We start from the raw sequence: 20,376 nt of genomic DNA, 5'->3' as shown, positions 1-20,376 counted from the left end.
ACATAATATGTTTAATACTGTTGGAGGTTCAAAGTATGATTGATTCCAAAATGAATAAGAAAGATAATGTAAGACATAATGGGAATAAAATGATGAATATATTCATTATCATTGTTTTGACAATCGTGATACAAATTCCTGCAGCCATGTCTATTATTGCACTGCCTTTTTCATTAAAACTCAATGATTGGTATACTATCGCTTTAAGTATGCTTATTCTTGGTTTAGCGTTATTTATTGTCTGGGCAATAAGGTCGTATTACTTATTTCGTACATATGAAAACCAATATCTTAAAATGACTATGAAAGATGTCTTGAAAAATATTGCCTTCTTTATTCTAGCTATTATTTGTAGCATAACTAGTAATGCTTTAATGTTCATTTTTATTGGTGATTCAGGAACCAAAAATGAAAAAATGATTGATGAGAGTCTCGATTCATTAATGGATAAAAGTCATTTACCTCATCTTTCTATTGTATTAGTAACAATATTATGTCTGTGTTTCATAGGCCCTTACCTTGAAGAACTCGTTTTTCGAGGGATTTTTAAAGAAACCTTATTTATGAAAAGCCGATTTTGGTTACCTTTAATCATTTCGTCTGTAGTGTTTAGCTCACAACATTTATCAACAAATATATTCTCATTTGGATTATATTTCTTAATGGGATGTGTGCTTTATGTCGCTTATGATAGAAGACGAAATATTAAAGATAGCATGATGGTACATATGTTAAACAATTCTATTACGACAATTCCTTTGTTTTTAGTATACTTATATATTTACTTTAAATAATAGCAAATCATCTCTTTTAATAAATTAAAAAGTATTTTACTTTAATTTAAAAGGATCATATTATCGATTAAATGTGTAATCAATAATATGACCCTTTATTTTTCAATATCTAAAATAATAAGAATAATTAAGCTTCTGTGATATCATTTTCAATTAATAATTTAATCGCTTTATGATCTGTAGCATTTCTAAATAAATCATATGCATTTTCAATATCGCTTAATTTACTGTAATGTGTCACTAATTGTTCTGGTTGAATGATTTTACTTTTAAGTGCTTCTAAAAGTTCTTCTGTAGTATTACCAGAAACTAATCCAGTTGAAACGTTAATGTTTTTAATCCATAATTTGTCGATATCAAATTGAACAGGTAAACCATGAACACCTACATTAGCGATTGTACCATCTACGCCAATAAGTTTTTGACATAAATCAAATGTTTGTGGAATACCCACAGCTTCGATTGCTACATCTACACCACGATGGTTAAGTTTGTATACTTCTTGAATCGCTTGTTCAACATTACTTGAATTAATCGTATGTGTAGCACCTAATGATTTAGCAGTTTCTAAACGGTTGTCATCCAAGTCAATCATAATAATTTTAGAAGGTGAATAGAATTGAGCAGTTAATAATGTCGCTAATCCGACTGGTCCAGCACCCACAATGGCTACTGTACTACCAGGCTTTACTTTTCCTTTTAACACACCAATTTCATATCCAGTAGGTAAAATATCTGAAAGCATTACAAGTGCTTCATCAGGTAATGATTGAGGTGCATGATATAAAGAATTATCGGCAAATGGTACTTTAACGTATTCAGCTTGTGTACCATCAATTAAATGACCTAAAATCCATCCACCATCGTTTTCGCAATGTGCATAAATTCCTTTTTTACAATAGTAGCATTTACCACAAGAAGAAACGGCAGAGACAATAACTTTGTCGCCAACTTTAAAATTGTTTACATTAGATCCTACTGATTCTACAATACCAATACCTTCATGACCTAGTGTTGTATTTTCAGGTACTTCAGGTGTATCTCCTTTAATAATGTGTAAGTCAGTACCGCAAATTGTCGTTTTGACCATACGAATAATGGCGTCAGTACTTTCTGTAATAACAGGTTTTTCCTTATCGATTAATTGTGCCACACCAGGCTTTGCATAGTTATAGGCTTTCATATAAATCCCTCCAATGATATTGTGAATTTTTTCACAATTATTATACCACAAAATGACGAGTGATAATTTAATATCAAAAAAATATAGTAGAAAAATTATAAAAACACTTACCTATAAATGCACAATTAATTATAGAAAGAAATATTTTGAAAAGATGAAAATATTGATTATATGGCGTAAAATAGAATTGAGTATAGATATAAAGGAGTTATCAGTAATGCATACGACTGAAGGGAAATTAGTAGTAGATACTGAAATAGAAGTCAATGGCTACGATATTGATGCAATGGGGATTGTGAGCAATATCGTCTTTATTAAATGGTTTGAAGACTTGCGTACTATTTTTATCAATCAATATATGAATTATTCTGAAATGATAACACGAGGTATTTCGCCTATATTAATGAAAACAGAAGTGGATTATAAAGTACCTGTGACGATACATGATCGTCCAAGAGCGCGTTGTTGGATGATAAAAGCAAGTAAAATGAAATGGATTTTCAAATTTGAAATCGCGACTAAGGATAACGTTCACTGTATTGGCTATCAAACGGGTGGCTTTTATGACTTAGAAAAGCAAAAGATAACAAAATTGCCACAAGTTTTCCAAGATATTTTAAATTAGAGTGGAAGTTGATTGACGAAATAGAACTGCATACCTTATGATATATACCAATTTCAAGACAAGAGGGTGTATGGTATGGTTGAGTCAATTCGTGATGTATCCCAATTTAAAACAATAATTAATACACAACCCTTAGTAGTGGTACATGTAATGAGGGAACAATGTGGTGTTTGTCATGCTGTTTTACCACAATTGAAAGATATATTAGATACGTCGTATCCAAAAGTGACATTGGCGACTATTAATCAAAATGAAGTACCCGAAATTGCAGGAGAGTTAACTATTTTTACAGTACCTGTTGATTTAATATTTATGAATGGTAAAGAAATGCATAGACAAGGTAGATTTATTGATATGCAGTCATTCGAAAAACAATTAGCTATCATGTATGACCAAATAGATGATTAAATAAGAAATGATGAAGGCACCTCAAATTGATGATTCAATTTGGGGTGTTTTTTATGGAAAAATCAATATCAATTTAACCCGAGTTGTTGGGGCATAGATATGATAAATGTTATGATAAAAAACGTGTGAAAATTTTAGATTATAGTATGATATGGCGTTAATCATTAATATTTAACTTGTTAAAAGAGGACGTTTCATACAAGTAGGACAGGCGTGATTTAAATAGATTGATGACACCATGTAAACTTTTCATCACCTATCAACATGTAAAGGCATTAGTTTTAAATATTTTTTATGTAATAAGGAGGCTCAAATGGAAAAACATTCTCGTAGTTATCATATTAAAAATACTATTTTTTGTTTGTTAGGTACATTGTTAATTGCACTTGGAGTTAACTGTTTTGTTATTCCTGGAAACTTAGGTGAAGGTGGCGCTATCGGTATGTCTTTAGTACTGAAGTATACACTTGGTTTATCACCGGCACTAACGTCTTTCGTTATCAATGCCTTTTTAATAGTTATCGGTTGGAAGTATTTAAGTAAAACAACAGCCATTTATACAGTCATTACAATTACTGCAAGTTCTATTTTCTTGGATTTAACAAAGTCTTTAAGTTTGGGGATCGATGAAAACTTTATTAATGCGGTATTTGCAGGTGTATTTATTGGCGTAGGTTCAGGTCTAGTCATTGTTTCTAGAAGTACGCTAGGTGGTACATCGGTTATTGCCCGTATTATTAGTAAATATTCCGAAGTAAAAACGTCTCAAGCGTTGTTTATTCTAGATGCACTTGTCGTATTATCATTCTTAATCGTATTACCCGTGACTAATGTGTTGTATACGATTGTGATGTTGTTTATTGTTGAAAAAGCAATGGCATTTGTCGTTGAAGGTTTCAATCCTAAAAAAGCGGTAACCGTTATTTCTGATCACAATAAAGAGATCAGTTCGGAAATATACCAAGCGACTGGCAGAGGTTCGACATTATTAGATGGTAAAGGTGCGTATCAACTTGATAATACCGATATATTATATGCTGTAGTATCTCAGACACAAATTGCTACAGTTAAAAAGATTGTCAATCGTTATGATGACCAAGCCTTTTTAGTTATCCATGACGTAAGAGACGTCTTAGGCAATGGCTTTATGAATATCAAATAATACAATGTGATGAGCGTTTATAAGACCAATCACGAGAAAGTGTTATATGATAGAAGTAAAGAATATAGGAGGTGCAAGTCATTGTTTAAAAAAGCACTTGCTGTAATTAGCTCAACTGTATTAGGAAGTATATTTTTTGCTAAAGTAAAAGAAAAAAGAAGTTACCGTAGTTTTGTACAGGAGAAAATGATGCGATTGAACGGTATGAAAAAGTCATTTGATAATGTTGAAGGTGCGAAAAAAGCACTTGAACGAACTAAAGATGAGACGGCAGGTAAATATGGCGGTACATCGTATGAATTTAAACATCATGTGAAGATAAAAGATTATTATGGCTCACTAGTTTATATTGTTAATGATCAAAGTGACCGTAAACAAAAAACGGTATTATATATACACGGTGGTGCTTGGTTTCATGATCCATTACCGTATCACTTCGAATTTATCGATTTACTTGCAGAATCGTTAAATGCAAAAGTTGTAATGCCAATCTATCCGAAAGTACCACATAGAGATTATGTGACAACAGATATATTGTTACATCATTTATACCAACATTTACTTAATAAAGTTGATGATGCTAAACAAATTGTGATAATGGGTGATTCTGCTGGTGGTCAAATTGCTTTATCATTTGCACAATCGTTAAAAGAAAAGCAATTAACACAACCAGGACATATTGTACTTTTATCACCTGTATTAGATGCTACATTTAGTAATCCAGAAGCCAAGAAGTATGAGCAAGAAGACCCTATGTTAGGTATAGAAGGTAGTAAATATTTAGCTACATTATGGGCAGGCGATACGCCTTTAGAGGATTATAGAATCTCACCTATGAATGGGGATATAGAAGGTCTAGGTCACATTACGATTGTGATTGGTACCAAAGAAACATTGTATCCAGATGCACTCAAACTCTCTCATATGCTCAACGAAAAAGGCATTGCACATGACTTTATACAAGGCTATAATCTGTTTCATGTTTATCCTATTTTTCCGTTACCAGAACGCGAGCGTTTCTTAAAGCAACTTCAAAACATCATAAAAAAATAACCCTATGCTAAATTATTTTCGCTAGGGTTTGTTTGGAATATAACAGCGCATTCATTTATCAATATGTTTGATAATTTGAATTCGCTGTTTTGTTATCTATATGTTCATTTTGATGCTTACTCTTGTCATTTGTATCTATATTTTTATAATTTGTTGTTGTATATGAATGAGATTTTGATGAAGCTTCTTCATTTTTTAGAGAAGTATTGACGGCTTCATCGCTATTACGAGTTTTATTGTTGATCTTCGTATGATCTGTATCTAATACAGAATTAGTCATGTCTTTCCCTTGTAAACTCCCAATTAGAATGAATGATAAGTATAAAGTTGTCACAATTAAGATAATCGCCAAATAAATACCGATAGCGAATTTAACTGACTTTTCCATTCTTCTCCTCCTAAGGTCTGAGTAACTACACTCTTAATGTAACATTTAATTTTTAAGATAGTGTAAATTCCTAGTAAAAAATATATGACTTAATTAGACGTTGGCACAAATACGTCTAACTATGGATATTACTAATAATGTAAGCTTATCTGTTAAATCAGGAATCGCATCTTTACATTCCTTTACAAATTTTTAATCTTTGGTTAAAAGAATTAAAACTGAATCAACAACCAAATGATAGGCTACTACTAGTAAGTAGTAGATTAAGCATTTTTGACTAAGAATTTTAAGCTAATATTTAAAACATATTGACTTTTAATTAATGGTTTTTATAGACTTTATAGTGATGGAAACGTTTGAATAATTTGTATTTATCTAAATTTTATATAAATGTAATTATACATGTATTGTTCCATTCACAATTCAATATACATAGAAAAGAGAGGGATTATAGCGTGATTCTCATAATAGTATGTGTCGTGTTGATTCTATGGCTAGGCATTAAGGAGAAAAATCGCCATGCGAATCGACTTAAGAAAATCCCTATACGAATCAACATTAATGGTATTCGAGGTAAATCAACCATAACTCGAATGGCATATAGTGTGCTTAGAGAAGACCACTATAGAGTCATAGGGAAGACAACAGGAACTGACGCAAGAATGATGTACTGGTTTACCCAAAAAGAGTACCCAGTGATTAGAAAACCTCAAGGCGCCAACATTGGTGAGCAACGTGATATCATCCGTAAAGTTGTTAAACAAAAAGCGAATGCACTTGTTAACGAATGTATGGCTGTTAATCCAGATTATCAAATTACTTTCCAAAAGGACTTAGTTAAAGCGAATATTGGCGTTATTGTCAATGTTATGGAAGACCACATGGATGTGCTAGGTCCAACATTACAAGATGTTGCCCAATCATTTACAGCAACGATTCCATATAAAGGTAAATTAGTTGTAATGAAAGATGAATTTACAGAATTTTTCGCTAAAGAAGCTAAAAAGCGTAAAACTGAATTAATCGTGGTGGACAAAGAGCAAATACCAGAGTCTTACTTAAGAAAGTTTGATTATTTAGTCTTTCCAGATAATGTAGCCATTGTGTTAGGCATTGCTCAAGCAGTAGGCATTGATAGTGAGACAGCCTTAGAAGGTATGTTAAATGCGCCAGCAGATCCAGGAGCAGTGAGGATTAAATACTTCCATGCTAATAATACTAAAAATGTATTTGTTAATGCATTTGCTGCCAACGAACCACAATCCACTAAGGCCATTTTAAATAAAGTGGAATCATACAATTATCCATATACGAAAAAAGTGGTCATTTTAAATTGTCGTTCTGACAGAATCGATAGAACACAACTATTTGTTGATAATTTCTTAGAAGATATTGATTACGATACGTTGATTTGTACCGGAAAAAGTACTCAGATGGTGTCAGATTTAATGCATCGTTTACCAGACAAGAGATATTTGAACTTTGAAGGACAAGATTTTACAGAAATTGAAAAAGCTATTATGAAAGAATCTGACAATGCACTTGTCTTTTGTGTAGGTAATATCCACGGCCCAGGTGGAAGAATAGCGGAATTCATAGAAGGGATAGAATAAAATGATAGGTTCAGAATTATATTTCTCCTTATTTGTAGGTGTCGTTCTCAGTCTTATTTTTGCTGAGAAATTTGGTATTAACCCTGCAGGACTGGTTGTACCAGGTTATTTAGCTTTAATTTTTGATCAACCCATCATGCTTTTATCAGTACTTATAATTAGTTGTTTAACATTCTTCATTGTAAATAACGGTATTAGTAAATGGGTTATTTTATATGGTAGAAGAAAGTTCGCAGCCATGATTCTAACAGGTATGGTATTGAAGTTTATATTTGATTTGATTTATCCATTGACCCCATTTGAAATGGTCGAAGTTTCCGGTATTGGGGTAGTAATTCCTGGTATCATCGCTAACACAATTCAAAAACAAGGTGTTGTAATAACATTATCATCTACAATGTTATTAACATGTATTACATATGTCATCTTGTTCTTATACAGTTTTATTAATTAATCAAGAACAAGGAGCGCGTAATAACAATGAAAAAGAAAAAACGATTAACGCCAAGCGAATGGTTGCTCAAACAATCTAAACGGCATAAGCGTAGAAATACATTGTATACAGCCATCGTCCTACTTATCGCTTTAGTATTAATAGTCTTCGCTATTCGCGCGGTCAAAGTAGTACCAGTTAAGAGTGATGCGAAAGATCCAAGTAGTATCCGAATGACATATTTAGGCAATATTACATTAAATAAACATATTCGACAAAATAATCTCAATAGTGTCTTTGCTGGTTTACAAGATCCGTTAAAAAATAGTGATTTCTCAACAGCATCGCTTTTAGTTAATGACTTTTCAAATGATCCTAAGAAAGAAATTGAAAAGAATTTAGAAAATATCATGTTCTTAAAGAAGCAGAATATTAAAAGTGTCAATTTAATTAACCAAACTACCGACAACATTACTGCTAGAGACTTAATGGAGAAAGTAGAATCACAAGCGGGATACAACTTTTTAACTGGTAATGGTTCAAATCCTATAAACAGTAAAACAATTCAACAAAATATTAAAGGTAAGAAAATTGCGAATGTATCCTTTACAGATGTTGAATCTAATTATGCAGAGCCACTTAAAAATACGACGTCTATTAGTTTAGATCCAGATATTTTTTATCCGTTAATCAAAAAGTTAAAAGAGAACAATGATTATGTCGTTGTTAATGTAGACTGGGGTATCCCTAATGAAAGAAATGTTACTGACCGTCAAAGAGAATATGCACATGCGTTATCAAAAGCAGGTGCTGATGTAATTATCGGTCACAATTCAGTCATTCAAAAAGTTGAAAAATATAACAATACACCCATTTTTTATAGCCTAGGAAATACAACATCAGACGATTTCCTATCCAAAAACCAAAAAGGTATGGTTGTTCAAGATGATTGGAAAGGTAAAAAACATAAGTTCCATCTTACACCAATACAATCTAAAGACGGTAAAATCTCACAAGATGATATGAATAAGATGGACCATAAACGTTTCCATAATAATATTAAAGATCAGTCAATCAATCTTAAAAAAGCTGACGATGGAGGTTATACATTTGAATATTAAAAAGCATTGGCTACCCATTACTGTCATTATTATAGTCGTCATCATTTTCCTACTCGTCATATTTGCAAGAGCGAATGAAGGTTTAGATAGTTATGAACAACAAGAACTGAAAAATGGAGAACAGCAATATCTTTCAAAAGGGGCCAGTTAGGAATGAACATATACAATAAAGCAACCTTGACTGTCATTTTAATTATTACCATTATTATTTCGTTCGTCTTTTACTATTTCACCTCAGATGAAAAGGTAGATAAAGATAAGCTATATGAAAATAAAATAGCTAATCATAAAAAGCCAGGAACTAAAAATTATGGGGTTGCATCCAATAATGCAATTGCTACTAAAATAGGTGAAAAGGTAATAGAAGATGGCGGTAATGCTACAGACGCAGCATTTGCAGTGTCATATGCATTAGCAGTGACAGAGCCACACTCATCTGGATTGGGTGGTGGTGGCGCAACACTAACTTACGATGGTAAAGATGGCCAAGTACCAAACTTATACGAATATAAAACCTATTCTTCTTATAACTTTAAACAAGGTGATAAAATCGGTACCCCTGGTTTTGTAAGAGGGATGCATGATATGCATGAAAAAGAAGGTAAGATGGATGAGAAGAAACTTTTTGATTACGTTATTCCACTTGCCGAAGATGGATTTGAAGTCGATTCAGAGTTAGAGCGTAGCTTGAAAATATATGGTTCTAAAATTGATCGTAATTCTCCATTCTTTAAAGGTAAACAAACATTGCGTGAAGGCGATGTAGTGAAACAAGAAAAACTTGCTAATACATTGAAAAAAATACGCGATAAAGGTCCTGATTATTTCTATAAAGATGTAGGTAAAAGCGTATCTAAACAATTAGATAATAAACTAACTGAAAAGGACTTTACGACATTTAAGACTGAAAAGAAAGAACCTGTAAGTACAGATTATTTAGGTAACAAAGTTTATTCGGCATCAAATCCACTAGGTGGAACATTAACATTACAAGGTCTGAAAATTGACGAAAAAGAAAATCAAGATACTGCTGATCGAAATAGCTATATTAAAGGTATCTTGGAATCACGTGATGTTATGTATAGTAACCGCGATATTGTCAATGGTACAGAACCAAGTAGTGAAGAACATTTATCTGATGAATACTTACTTGGCGAACTCAATAAAGTCAATGTAGGTACTGCAGCTGAAGGTGGTAGTGATTTCAACCCTATTCAAACAGATAACACAAGTACAACACACTTTGTTGTGATTGATAAACAAGGTAAAGTTGCAAGTACAACAAATACGTTATCAAGTTACTTTGGTTCAGGTGACTTTATGAAAGAAGGCTTTTATATGAATAACTCATTAGGCGACTTCTCTAAATCACCATCGAGTCCAAACTATGGTGACAAACATAAAGCACCACGCTCATTTATTTCACCATCTATCATCGTTGGTACAGACTTCTATATGGGTATCGGTACACCAGGTGGTAATAAGATTCCAACGATGTTAAATGAAGTCATAGTCGATTATTTAAGAGGTGACGGTACGTTACAAGAAGCAGTAGATAAACCACGTTTCTATAATGATGGTGGTACGATTTACTATGAAAACGCAATAGACGATAAAGATTTAGAGATCTTCAAGAGTTTGGGATATGGAGTGAAAGAAAAACGTAACGATCCAAACTTTGGTAGTGTGCAAGGCGCTGTGTATGATAAGAAAAACAAAAAAGTAGATGTCGGATCTGACGTTGGTAACAGATAAGGCAATATCATTAAAAGACGTGAGGCAAAGGCCTCACGTCTTTTTAATGTTAACTATTTTCTCCATTACGAACACGGTCAATAATATTTTGGATTTGTTGTTGTATTTCATCATCATTTTCTACAAAATAAGCGACCGGACCTTCTTTGATAGAAACCCATGGTACGAGTACATCAAAGTTTAAGGATTTGATCAATTCAAGACTTTGAATCGATCTTTTTCTATCACTGGAACCTAATATAACAGTACGCCATGTGTCACCTTCAAAACATAGGAAGTCGCCAGTAAATAAATAACGATGCTCACCGTTATCCCATAGAAAAATCGTCGTGCCAGGGGTGTGTCCTGGTGTAGGAATCACTTCTAAATCGTCATATAACATTTGGCGTTCATTAAAATATTCGTGAATTGTTATTGAACTTGTGAGGGCCTTAGCATCATCTTGGTGTATGACATATGGTATATCAAGTTGATTAGGACCACCTAAAGATTCATGATCATGATTCATTAAAACTTTAGCAGCGCCTCCCAATTTTTTTATGTCTGGTTGTACGTCTTTTAAATGACCAGAGTGATAGATGATGATATTTTCACCATCACGTTCTAAAATAAATGATTTGAATTCAAAACGAGGATCAAACGGTAATTGAGTTGTTGGTGTCGCATAAAGTCCTTGGGCAATTTGATGTAATTGAGAATAAGATTGTGATTGATTATCTTTATATTGATTGGTCATCATGTTTCATTCCTTTAAGTATTTAATATTTACAACACTACCCTGTAAATATAGAAATAATCATAAAAAGGATAAAATAGACAGTATGAAAGGTGTATATTAAGATAGTGATGAGTAATGAAATAAGGTAGTAATAAGACCGACATATGTTGATGAATATCATAATGGACAAATGATCATAGATAAAGGAAGTGTGCCATTTGAAAGAAGTCGTATTAGGTATCGATTTAGGAACAAGTTCAATCAAAGTAATAGCTGTTAATCAACAAGGGGACGTTATTGAATCTAAAAATGCATCATTATCATTAATCCAAGAGCAAAGTGGATATAGTGAGCAAGATCCTGAAGCTTGGTTCCAAGCCACTAAAAAAGCAATTATAGCATTAATGTCATCGTCTAAAATGAAAGATTATGACGTCAAAGGTATATCATTTTCAGGACAAATGCATGGTTTAGTCATTGTTGATAAAGATGGACATGTCTTGCGTAATGCAATTCTGTGGAATGACACTAGAAACTCTGAACAATGTCGACAAATCATAGACAAATTTGGCCATAGAGTTAATGAAAATCCAGTTTTAGAAGGATTTACTTTACCTAAAATGCTTTGGGTACAACAACATGAGCCTAACATATGGAAAAATGTAGATTACTTTATGTTACCGAAAGATTATTTGCGTTATCGTCTTACAGGTAACATACACATGGAATATAGTGATGCAGCAAGTACATTATTATTGAGTCCAAAGACAAATCAATGGACTAAAGATTTGGGAGATACATTTGAAATGGGGGATATTTATCCGTCACTTGTCGCTTCACATGCTTTTACAGGAAGCATTTTGCCTTCGATTGCTGAGGAGCTTGGTTTAAATGAAGATGTAGCCACATTTGCAGGTGGTGGTGATAATGCTTGTGGAGCAATAGGAGCCGGTGTGATACATGATAAAGAGACTTTATGTAGTATTGGCACATCAGGTGTGATATTAAATGTCGAACATCAAAGTGTGACAGAATATGATGATAACCTCCATTTCTTTAATCATGCGATACCAGAAACATACTATGCGATGGGTGTAACTTTAGCAGCTGGATATAGCTTAAATTGGTTAAAACATACCTTTTTTGAAGAAGAAAGTTTTGATCAACTAATACAGTTGGCAAGTCAATCTACGATAGGCGCGAACGGCTTACTATTTGCACCATACTTAGCAGGTGAGCGTACACCTCACGGAGATGCATCGATTCGAGGTAGTTTTATAGGGATAAGTGGGCAACATACGAAAGCTGATTTCGTTAGAGCAGTGATTGAAGGTATTACGTATTCATTATATGATTCTATACAACTGATTCGACAAGCAGGCAATGAGATTAATACCGTCATTTCTATTGGGGGCGGTGCGAAAAGTGATTTTTGGTTGCAACTACAAGCAGATGTTTTTAATACATCAGTTAAGAAACTAAAACATGAAGAAGGGCCTAGCATGGGTGCAGCTATCATTGCTGCATACGGTCTAGGTTGGTATCAATCATTTGAAGATTGCGTTAATGATTTTATTAAAGTAGAAAATATATTTAAACCTAATATGGATAAGCATAAACAATACGAATATTATCATAATATTTATAAAGACATTTACACACATACTAAAGATATTACGGCTAAACTTATTAAATAAATGTGAGGTAGATTGGAACAAATAGAAGGCTTCCAATCTACTATTTTTTTATACTAAGGGAGCGTGTTGTCTAATTATTAGAAAAATCTGAAATTTTATATTGACAAAATTAATTTAAAATCGTTTAATATACATATAAAAATACTTCGTTTTATTTTAAAACTACATTATTCCTCGAAAATCGTATCAATCAACTTAAATAGACTCCTTTTTATCACTTACAACTTCAGTATTATAATTGCTTTACACCACTCAATTTTTAACTCAGTAACAATTTTCTATCCACATTAAAAAATTATTCTTTCTGCTCAAGCTATTTAATAAACATTCACATCTTTAAATTTAAATCTAAAATTTTTAAATACCATTCCAACAACCACTATCCTTAAACTTCTACAAAAGGATCCTTAATTTGCCAGAGAGGAGCATCCGAATATGACATATGATATAAATAGGGGAAGAGGACCTCCATATGATGACAATCTTGAAATAGTTAAGGGATTACAGTAATTGAATAAACTCAAAAACATTAAAGTAGATAGATGTAAAAACACACTAAAATAATTAACATTCATATTTATGGGTTTCTTACACAAATTTATAGTAAGAAACCCTAAAAAATTGTGAGCGATTTGTTACAAAATGAGTGTATAAGCGTTAGAATAGATAGGTCGTCAAAATGTTTGAGAGAATATAGTTAAAAAGAGTAAGTTTACATTTTAGAGATTTTTCATATAGAATGCAACGAACAAGGGAAATTACTTATAAAATGTATATTTGCATTTTAAATATGAATAATACAATTAATTCGTGAAACATTTCACAATTTAGTCTTATTTAAATTTTTTTAATTATTGAAATCGCTTTCTTAAGGGTGTACGATAACTATGGCCTAAAAATAAAAAAGTGAGGTTTTGGGGAAATGAATATTATCTTAGGAGTGGGTACACTTGTACTAGTACTTATCATCATGACGCTATTCTTAAAATTTGCACCTTACGGTAAACAAGGATTACAAGCTTTATCGGGGGCTGCTTGTGCAACGTTTTTACCTCAAGCGTTTTTAAGTTATGCAATTGGTGGCGTATTCCACATCAAATTTTTACAAGAAATCGGTGATTTAGCAGGTAGTTTAAGTGGTATAGCAGTAGGGATACTTACTTGTTTAAACTTAGGCGTATCTCCAGTGTTTGCAGTTATCGTTGGTTTAGTACTACATGATTTTAAACTATTACCAGCATTTATTGCAGCGTATATTGTAGCTTTTGGAATTAAATTAATAGAGAAAAAAGTTCCAGAAGGACTAGATTTAATTGTTGTTATTTTATTGGCTCCAGCAATTACATTTGGTTTAGCAAGCGTGATTACACCAGGAGTTATGGCGACACTTAAACAAATTGGTAGTGCGGTTACTTCAGTTGGCGACAATAACCCTTATGCACTAGCAATCATCTTAGGACTAGTTATACCAGTAACAGGTATGACACCATTAAGTTCAATGGTATTAACAAGCTTATTAGGTTTAACAGGAGTACCAATGGCAATCGGTGCAATGACATGTATGGGAAGTTCATTCGTCAATTATGTCTTATTTAGTCGATTACACATTGGTGGTAAATCTAAAGCATTTGCAGTAGGTATCGAACCATTAACACAAATTGATTTAATTGCTCAATATCCAGTACAACTATATGGAACGAATGCATTAATTGGAATGGTAAATGCTTGTATCGTAACATTTATGGGCGTAGTGATCGGCGTAAAAGGTATGGCCACACCAATTGCCGGCGCGATTGTCTTATTCGGATTTAATGAACCAATGAAAGCAATTATTACAATTGTCATTGTTGCTATTGTAAGTATCATATTGGCATTCATCATGAGTACAATTATCAAGAAATTTAACTTAATGAACTTAAGTTTAAATGTACCGAGCAGAAAGAACCAAGTTAAGGAGAGTGTTTAATGATGGCTAAAAGCTATGATTATCAAAGTGCATTCGATATTATTGGTCCAGTAATGATGGGACCGTCAAGTTCTCATACAGCTGGAGCAGTAAAAATCGGTAACTCAGCAAGAGCTGTTTTAGGTGATGTGCCTAAAAGTTTAGAAATTCGTTATTATGAATCATTTGCTAAAACACATCAAGGACACGGAACAGACGTCGCTGTAGTTGGTGGTGCAATGGGCTACAGTACATTTGATAACAGAATTAAATCAGCATTAGACATCGCTAAAGACGAAGGCATCGCTGTTGAAATTATTGAAGATGAAGGTGAAAGTATTGGACAACATCCAAACTGTGCCTACATTAAAGCTGATGATGCAAATGGACGTCATATCGAAGTCATTGGTATTTCAATTGGTGGCGGAACAATCAAACTAAAAGGTATCCATGTGAATGGACTGGAAGTAGAAATGAACCATGGTTTACCTATTTTAGAAGTCGATGGTCCAGCCGATAAAGCACAAATCAACCATTTGATTAATGACTTAAACGATATGGAAATTGAATATAAAGATGAATTAACACAATTTAATGATGATAAAAGTTTAGTGGTTCTACCATTAAATAAATCAATCAAAGAATCAGCATTAGACAAAATTAGAGAAAAATACAGTGATTTTAACGTTTCCTATATTAATTAAGGGGGATTCAAGATGTTTGATTCAATTAGAGAAACAATAGATTATGCAGTAGAAAAAGATATGGCATTTGCAGATATCATGATCCAAGAAGAAATGGAACTTAAAGGTCTTACACGTGATGAAGTACGTGCCAACATGAAACAAAACTTAGATGTTATGAGAGATGCTGTTGTTAAAGGTACTACGGGCGAAGGTGTAGAAAGTGTAACTGGCTATACAGGACATGACGCAGCAAAACTTCGTGACTATAATGAAAATAATCATGCGCTATCGGGACATGAAATGATTGAAGCGGTTAAAGGTGCAGTTGCTACAAATGAAGTTAACGCAGCAATGGGTATTATTTGTGCCACTCCAACAGCTGGTTCCTCAGGTACTATCCCAGGCGTATTATTCAAATTAGAAAAAACACATGACATTACAGAAGATCAAATGATTGATTTCTTATTCACAGCAGCATTATTCGGAAGAGTCGTAGCCAATAATGCAAGTGTGGCTGGTGCAACAGGTGGTTGCCAAGCTGAGGTTGGTTCAGCATCAGCAATGGCAGCAGCTGCAGCAGTATCCATCTTCGGTGGATCTCCGGAAGCTTCAGGTCACGCTATGGCTTTAGCAATTAGTAACTTATTAGGTCTAGTATGTGACCCAGTTGCAGGTTTAGTTGAAATTCCATGTGTGATGCGTAATGCAATTGGTTCAGGCAATGCATTAATTTCAGCAGACCTTGCATTAGCGGGTGTAGAAAGTAGAATTCCTGTTGATGAAGTTATCAGTGCTATGGATAAAATCGGTAGAAACTTACCAGCATCCTTACGTGAAACTGGTTTAGGTGGTCTAGCAGGTACACCAACTGGTGAAGAAATTAAACGTAAAATCTTTGGTGAAGCCGAAGATATGGTGAAAAATAAATAATATTGTGTATGATTAAAAGCACTTAAGAGTATAAGCTCTTGAGTGCTTTTTTCATATAATAGAGTTAATGAGCAGGAAAGTAATAAATTTATTTTTCTAAAAATTAAAAAAATTCATTGCAAAAGTTCAGCCCTATCACTAAAATAATTTAAAAGGGGCTGATGCAATGCTAAGATTAACATTAATTTTTATAGCATTCATCATTAACACAACGATAACGTATTTGTGGACGACAGAGGGAACTTGGGTGAATTTATTATTCAAATCATTATCGCTAAGTATGATCATTGTGTTCATGTTTTACTATATTCGTTTTGTTATTGAAAACAGAGGTAATCAATGAGATTAAGTCATGGAAGTCAATTCCTACTTAATCTCTTTTTATATTGTATAAATCGAGTTGATAAAAAGTAAGATCGAGCCATTGGTCAAATTTATACCCAGCATATTTGATTGTGCCAGAGTGACTGAAGCCAAATTTTTCATGCAATTTAATACTGCCTGTATTAGATGCATCTATACCTGCTATCAATGTACGAAAGTTATTATCTTTAGCTTCTTCAATCAGTTTAATTAATAATTGTGACGCAATACCATGATGCCTATATTTAGGATGGACATAAATTGAATGTTCGATGGTATATAAATAAGCTGGCCAATCTCTAAACTGACCATATGTCGCAAATCCCTGAACGATATCATCTTTTTCAAATACAAAAATAGGGTCACCATTTTGTTGTTTATGATTAAACCATGCTTGTCTTTCTTCAATATTAGTTGGCTGATACGTATATACTGCAGTCGTATTAATAATAGCATCATTATAGATGTCTAGAATAGAAGTTAAATCTGATTGTTGTGCTTGTCTTATCATGTGCTTCACCTCACTCATTATTAGATACTAATTTATAACTAAAAACAAGACATACATAATGATAACCTAATCATTATCTTTAATGGATTTTACATCATTCAATGAATTCAATACTTTATTCAAAGATTATGTAATATGAATATTTAATGATATACTGATATCAAAATATAGAAATAGCTAAATCTGAAATGATATTCATTGTATTTAACTAAAGGAGTAACATATATGAAGAAATGGACCAATCGATTACTGACTATAGTTGGTGTTGTATTAATATTAGTAGCAATTTACTTATTTGCTAAACCTCATATCGATAATTATCTACATGAAAAGGATAATAACGATAAAATCGAAAATTATGATAAAAAAGAAAGTAAGGATAGTAATCAATCTAAGGATAAAGCACCTGAAATCCCTAAAGATAAATCAAAGATGGCAGGCTATATTAAAGTGCCAGATGCAGAAATTGAAGAACCTGTTTACCCTGGACCTACAACACCAGAACAATTAAATCGTGGTGTAAGTTTTGCTGAAGGTAACGAATCTTTAACAGATCAAAACATTTCAATAGCAGGCCATACATTTACGGATCGCCCACATTATCAGTTTACGAATTTAAAAGCTGCTAAAAAAGGAAGTAAAGTCTACTTCAAAGTAGGCAATGAGACTCGAAAATATAAAATGACTAGTATTCGTAATGTCGATCCATCTGATGTTAAAGTTTTAAACGAACATAAAGGTGAGAAAAATCAATTAACATTAATTACTTGTGATGATTATAATAAAGATACTGGCGTTTGGGAGAAACGTAAAATATTTGTAGCTAAACAAATTAATTAAGCCAATTAGTATAAACTGGGACATCAACAAATGGTGTCTCAGTTTTTTGTTATTTTTTGTCTGTGAAAGAAATTTCAAAGTTTGAATATAGTTTCAGGTTGTACCGTGATTCTTCATCACTAATGAATAGTTGTCTATAATGAACGTAAAGATTGGATGAGGGGGATTACACGTGATTAAGGCAATTGCAGTCGATATGGATGGGACATTTTTAGACTCAAATAAACAATATGATCATGAAAGATTCGAACGTGTATTTAAAGCGTTGAAGGAACAAGGCATTGAATTTATAGCTGCGAGTGGAAACCAATATGCTAAATTGAAGTCGATATTTGGGAAAAGAGATATGTTCTTTATCTCAGAAAATGGCGCTGTTATTTATAAAGGCGATGCGTTATATCAATATCGCAGTTTTAATCATCAAGATTATCAAGATGTGATTGATTATTTACATAAAGATAGACAGATTAATCAAATGGTAATCTGTGGATTAGAAAGTGCTTATATTTTAGAGGATACACCAGAAGCATTTAAAGAAGATACACGATTCTACTATCATCAATTAAATGAAATTACGCAGTTAGAAGATTTACCTGAAGATGAATTTGTAAAAATCGCGTTAAATATTAATAGGCAAACACATCCGCATTTAGATGATGAACTAAAAGCACGTTTTCCAAATACAATTAAGTTAGTATCGAGTGGACATGATAGTATCGATATCATTATGCCCAATATGACAAAGGGGCAAGCATTGGCCAGACTATTGGATGTATGGGAAATGCAACCCTCAGAACTGATGGCATTTGGCGATGCGAATAATGACAAGGATATGTTAGAGTTGGCTAAATATAGTTATGTGATGAAAAATAGTCAGGATAAAACGTTGTTTGATATAGCTTATGATGTCGCGCCAAGTAATGATGACCAAGGGGTATTAACTACAATTGAAAATGTAGTACTTAATCTTAAATAATCAAAGACGCGTTGTGTTGATCATCGGTTTGGATCACTACAACGCGTCTTTGATATGTGATTTTAGTTTAATCGTGTGTCACAAGTGCCTGTATTAATAACAGATAGTGATGCGTTTAAACCGCCTTCAACAAGGTTTTGTACAGCTTCATCAGAGAAGAATGCAATGTGAGGCGTAACTAAAATATTTTCATTGTCGATGAGTTCTAATAATGTGTCATCTTCAATTTTTTTATTTGTCCAATCAAATGTGAAATAAGGCGCTTCAAATTCATAAGTATCAATAGCTGCACCGTATAATGGGCCGTGATTAACAGCATCGATCAAATCAGGTGTGTTGATCACAGCACCACGAGCGGCATTTACAAGTACTGCGCCTTCTTTGACTTTAGAAAACATTACTTTGTCGAACAAGTGATAACTTTCTTTATTAGCTGGTACATGTAATGAAATAATATCAGCACCATTAATAGCTTCTTCAACAGATGATTGATATTCAATGAAGTCTAATGATTCATTTGGATAAGCATCATATCCCACAACTTTAGCTCCAAAACCAGCATAAATTTTAGCCGTTGCCGCACCGATTCGACCAGTACCAATAATGGCTACAGTCATATTTTTAACTGGACGTGACATAATAGGCGCCGCCCAAGTGAAATTATGATCTTGTACGCGCTTTTCAATTGCAGGGAATTTACGTACTAATTGTAATGCGATAGATACAGTATACTCTGCAATCGTTTCAGGTGAATAGCTAGGCACGTTTGAAATAATGATATCGTGCTTTTTAGCCAATTCTAAATCGTACATATCAAAGCCAGCAGTACGTTGTGCAATTTGCTTAATACCATATGCTTCTAGTTTTGGATAAACTTCTTCTTCAAGTTTACCGAATTGCATTGTAGTAACGCCATCATAATCTTTAAGTTGATCAACCGTTTCTTTACTTAATAACTCAGGTGACGTAGTGACTTCAATATTATTTTTTTTACCCCAGTTTAACGCCATATCCTTTTCGTATTCTCTCGTACCGAAAAACATAATTTTTGTCATCATTGTTTACCCCATTTCTAAAATATAAGAAAAATAAAAATAACTAATAATATAAAATAATAAGTAATACTGTAACTTACAACCACATTATATTGTGAAACTTTTCACAAATCAAGAGAA

The 20,376-nt window shown here is 33.0% G+C and carries 22 protein-coding genes; 17 read left to right on the top strand and 5 right to left on the bottom strand.

What is annotated here, in order from left to right:
- Positions 1 to 35 precede the first annotated feature (35 nt).
- The gene (locus ACJQQZ_RS08230; RefSeq protein WP_002450127.1) at positions 36 to 794 is read left to right on the top strand and encodes a CPBP family intramembrane glutamic endopeptidase; all 759 of its coding nucleotides are present in this window, start codon (positions 36 to 38) and stop codon (positions 792 to 794) included.
- A 127-nt stretch (positions 795 to 921) separates the two neighbouring features.
- Here the strand turns inward: ACJQQZ_RS08230 and ACJQQZ_RS08225 are convergent, their stop codons facing one another.
- Positions 922 to 1,977, bottom strand: coding sequence for a zinc-dependent alcohol dehydrogenase family protein (locus ACJQQZ_RS08225; protein WP_002466924.1), 1,056 nt, complete (start codon positions 1,975 to 1,977; stop codon positions 922 to 924).
- A gap of 217 nt (positions 1,978 to 2,194) precedes the next feature.
- Here ACJQQZ_RS08225 and ACJQQZ_RS08220 point away from each other — a divergent pair, with 217 nt between their 5' ends.
- The 4 genes from ACJQQZ_RS08220 (at position 2,195) to ACJQQZ_RS08205 (ending at position 5,225) form a co-directional block, all read left to right on the top strand.
- Positions 2,195 to 2,602, top strand: a complete 408-nt coding sequence (locus ACJQQZ_RS08220) for an acyl-CoA thioesterase (RefSeq protein ID WP_002450125.1) — start codon at positions 2,195 to 2,197, stop codon at positions 2,600 to 2,602.
- A 75-nt stretch (positions 2,603 to 2,677) separates the two neighbouring features.
- Positions 2,678 to 3,010 carry a thioredoxin family protein gene (locus ACJQQZ_RS08215; protein ID WP_002450124.1) on the top strand — a complete coding sequence of 111 codons (333 nt, stop codon included), beginning with the start codon at positions 2,678 to 2,680 and terminating at the stop codon, positions 3,008 to 3,010.
- Between the two features lie 313 nt (positions 3,011 to 3,323).
- Entirely contained in the window at positions 3,324 to 4,172 is an 849-nt protein-coding gene (locus ACJQQZ_RS08210; RefSeq protein WP_002450123.1) for a YitT family protein, read from the top strand.
- Positions 4,173 to 4,253: 81 nt separating this feature from the next.
- Entirely contained in the window at positions 4,254 to 5,225 is a 972-nt protein-coding gene (locus tag ACJQQZ_RS08205) for an alpha/beta hydrolase fold domain-containing protein (RefSeq protein ID WP_145505659.1), read from the top strand.
- 58 nt (positions 5,226 to 5,283) lie between these two features.
- Here the strand turns inward: ACJQQZ_RS08205 and ACJQQZ_RS08200 are convergent, their stop codons facing one another.
- A complete protein-coding gene (locus ACJQQZ_RS08200; protein ID WP_145505656.1) occupies positions 5,284 to 5,613 on the bottom strand; it encodes a hypothetical protein in 330 nt (109 codons plus the stop codon).
- A 455-nt stretch (positions 5,614 to 6,068) separates the two neighbouring features.
- Here ACJQQZ_RS08200 and pgsB point away from each other — a divergent pair, with 455 nt between their 5' ends.
- Genes pgsB through ACJQQZ_RS08175 form a run of 5 tightly spaced genes read left to right on the top strand, consistent with a single transcriptional unit; the run spans position 6,069 to position 10,535 of the window.
- Positions 6,069 to 7,226 (top strand): poly-gamma-glutamate synthase PgsB, encoded by a 1,158-nt coding sequence (pgsB, locus tag ACJQQZ_RS08195; RefSeq protein ID WP_002466961.1) that lies wholly within the window; start codon positions 6,069 to 6,071, stop codon positions 7,224 to 7,226.
- Position 7,227: 1 nt separating this feature from the next.
- Entirely contained in the window at positions 7,228 to 7,680 is a 453-nt protein-coding gene (gene pgsC / locus ACJQQZ_RS08190) for a poly-gamma-glutamate biosynthesis protein PgsC (RefSeq protein WP_002450119.1), read from the top strand.
- A gap of 26 nt (positions 7,681 to 7,706) precedes the next feature.
- Positions 7,707 to 8,780 carry a CapA family protein gene (locus ACJQQZ_RS08185; RefSeq protein ID WP_037551667.1) on the top strand — a complete coding sequence of 358 codons (1,074 nt, stop codon included), beginning with the start codon at positions 7,707 to 7,709 and terminating at the stop codon, positions 8,778 to 8,780.
- Complete coding sequence (locus ACJQQZ_RS08180) at positions 8,770 to 8,931, top strand: hypothetical protein (protein ID WP_002450116.1); 162 nt, start codon at positions 8,770 to 8,772, stop codon at positions 8,929 to 8,931. Before ACJQQZ_RS08185 ends, ACJQQZ_RS08180 begins: the two co-directional genes overlap by 11 nt.
- A 2-nt stretch (positions 8,932 to 8,933) precedes the next feature.
- Positions 8,934 to 10,535: a gamma-glutamyltransferase gene (locus ACJQQZ_RS08175; RefSeq protein ID WP_002450115.1), complete on the top strand. Its 1,602-nt coding sequence runs from the start codon at positions 8,934 to 8,936 to the stop codon at positions 10,533 to 10,535.
- Positions 10,536 to 10,584: 49 nt separating this feature from the next.
- Here ACJQQZ_RS08175 and ACJQQZ_RS08170 read toward each other — a convergent pair whose 3' ends face one another.
- Positions 10,585 to 11,271: an MBL fold metallo-hydrolase gene (locus ACJQQZ_RS08170; protein ID WP_037551665.1), complete on the bottom strand. Its 687-nt coding sequence runs from the start codon at positions 11,269 to 11,271 to the stop codon at positions 10,585 to 10,587.
- A 200-nt stretch (positions 11,272 to 11,471) separates the two neighbouring features.
- On the opposite strand from ACJQQZ_RS08170, the gene xylB reads away from it, so the two are divergent.
- The 5 genes from xylB to ACJQQZ_RS08145 all read left to right on the top strand — a co-directional run bounded on the left by xylB (position 11,472) and on the right by ACJQQZ_RS08145 (position 16,854).
- Complete coding sequence (gene xylB, locus ACJQQZ_RS08165; RefSeq protein WP_002450113.1) at positions 11,472 to 12,950, top strand: xylulokinase; 1,479 nt, start codon at positions 11,472 to 11,474, stop codon at positions 12,948 to 12,950.
- 922 nt (positions 12,951 to 13,872) lie between these two features.
- Positions 13,873 to 14,916 carry a PTS sugar transporter subunit IIC gene (locus ACJQQZ_RS08160; protein WP_002450112.1) on the top strand — a complete coding sequence of 348 codons (1,044 nt, stop codon included), beginning with the start codon at positions 13,873 to 13,875 and terminating at the stop codon, positions 14,914 to 14,916.
- A 2-nt stretch (positions 14,917 to 14,918) separates the two neighbouring features.
- On the top strand, positions 14,919 to 15,599 hold the full coding sequence (sdaAB, locus tag ACJQQZ_RS08155; protein WP_037551671.1) for an L-serine ammonia-lyase, iron-sulfur-dependent subunit beta: 681 nt from the start codon (positions 14,919 to 14,921) through the stop codon (positions 15,597 to 15,599).
- A 12-nt stretch (positions 15,600 to 15,611) separates the two neighbouring features.
- On the top strand, positions 15,612 to 16,511 hold the full coding sequence (gene sdaAA / locus ACJQQZ_RS08150) for an L-serine ammonia-lyase, iron-sulfur-dependent, subunit alpha (RefSeq protein ID WP_002450110.1): 900 nt from the start codon (positions 15,612 to 15,614) through the stop codon (positions 16,509 to 16,511).
- A 166-nt stretch (positions 16,512 to 16,677) separates the two neighbouring features.
- Complete coding sequence (locus tag ACJQQZ_RS08145; RefSeq protein WP_002466971.1) at positions 16,678 to 16,854, top strand: hypothetical protein; 177 nt, start codon at positions 16,678 to 16,680, stop codon at positions 16,852 to 16,854.
- Positions 16,855 to 16,881: 27 nt separating this feature from the next.
- Here ACJQQZ_RS08145 and ACJQQZ_RS08140 read toward each other — a convergent pair whose 3' ends face one another.
- Complete coding sequence (locus tag ACJQQZ_RS08140) at positions 16,882 to 17,385, bottom strand: GNAT family N-acetyltransferase (protein ID WP_002450109.1); 504 nt, start codon at positions 17,383 to 17,385, stop codon at positions 16,882 to 16,884.
- Between the two features lie 225 nt (positions 17,386 to 17,610).
- Here ACJQQZ_RS08140 and srtA point away from each other — a divergent pair, with 225 nt between their 5' ends.
- Positions 17,611 to 18,225: a class A sortase SrtA gene (gene srtA, locus ACJQQZ_RS08135; protein WP_145505650.1), complete on the top strand. Its 615-nt coding sequence runs from the start codon at positions 17,611 to 17,613 to the stop codon at positions 18,223 to 18,225.
- Positions 18,226 to 18,397: 172 nt separating this feature from the next.
- On the top strand, positions 18,398 to 19,201 hold the full coding sequence (locus ACJQQZ_RS08130; protein WP_002450107.1) for a Cof-type HAD-IIB family hydrolase: 804 nt from the start codon (positions 18,398 to 18,400) through the stop codon (positions 19,199 to 19,201).
- Between the two features lie 62 nt (positions 19,202 to 19,263).
- Here ACJQQZ_RS08130 and ACJQQZ_RS08125 read toward each other — a convergent pair whose 3' ends face one another.
- A complete protein-coding gene (locus tag ACJQQZ_RS08125) occupies positions 19,264 to 20,256 on the bottom strand; it encodes a D-lactate dehydrogenase (RefSeq protein ID WP_037551663.1) in 993 nt (330 codons plus the stop codon).
- Positions 20,257 to 20,376: the final 120 nt, after the last annotated feature.

This window comes from Staphylococcus sp. KUGN1 (assembly GCF_045984185.1).
Taxonomy (GTDB): Bacteria; Bacillota; Bacilli; order Staphylococcales; family Staphylococcaceae; genus Staphylococcus; species Staphylococcus warneri_A.
The sequence above is the reverse complement of the archived record's forward strand: the minus strand, read 5'-3'. Positions and strand labels throughout refer to the sequence as shown.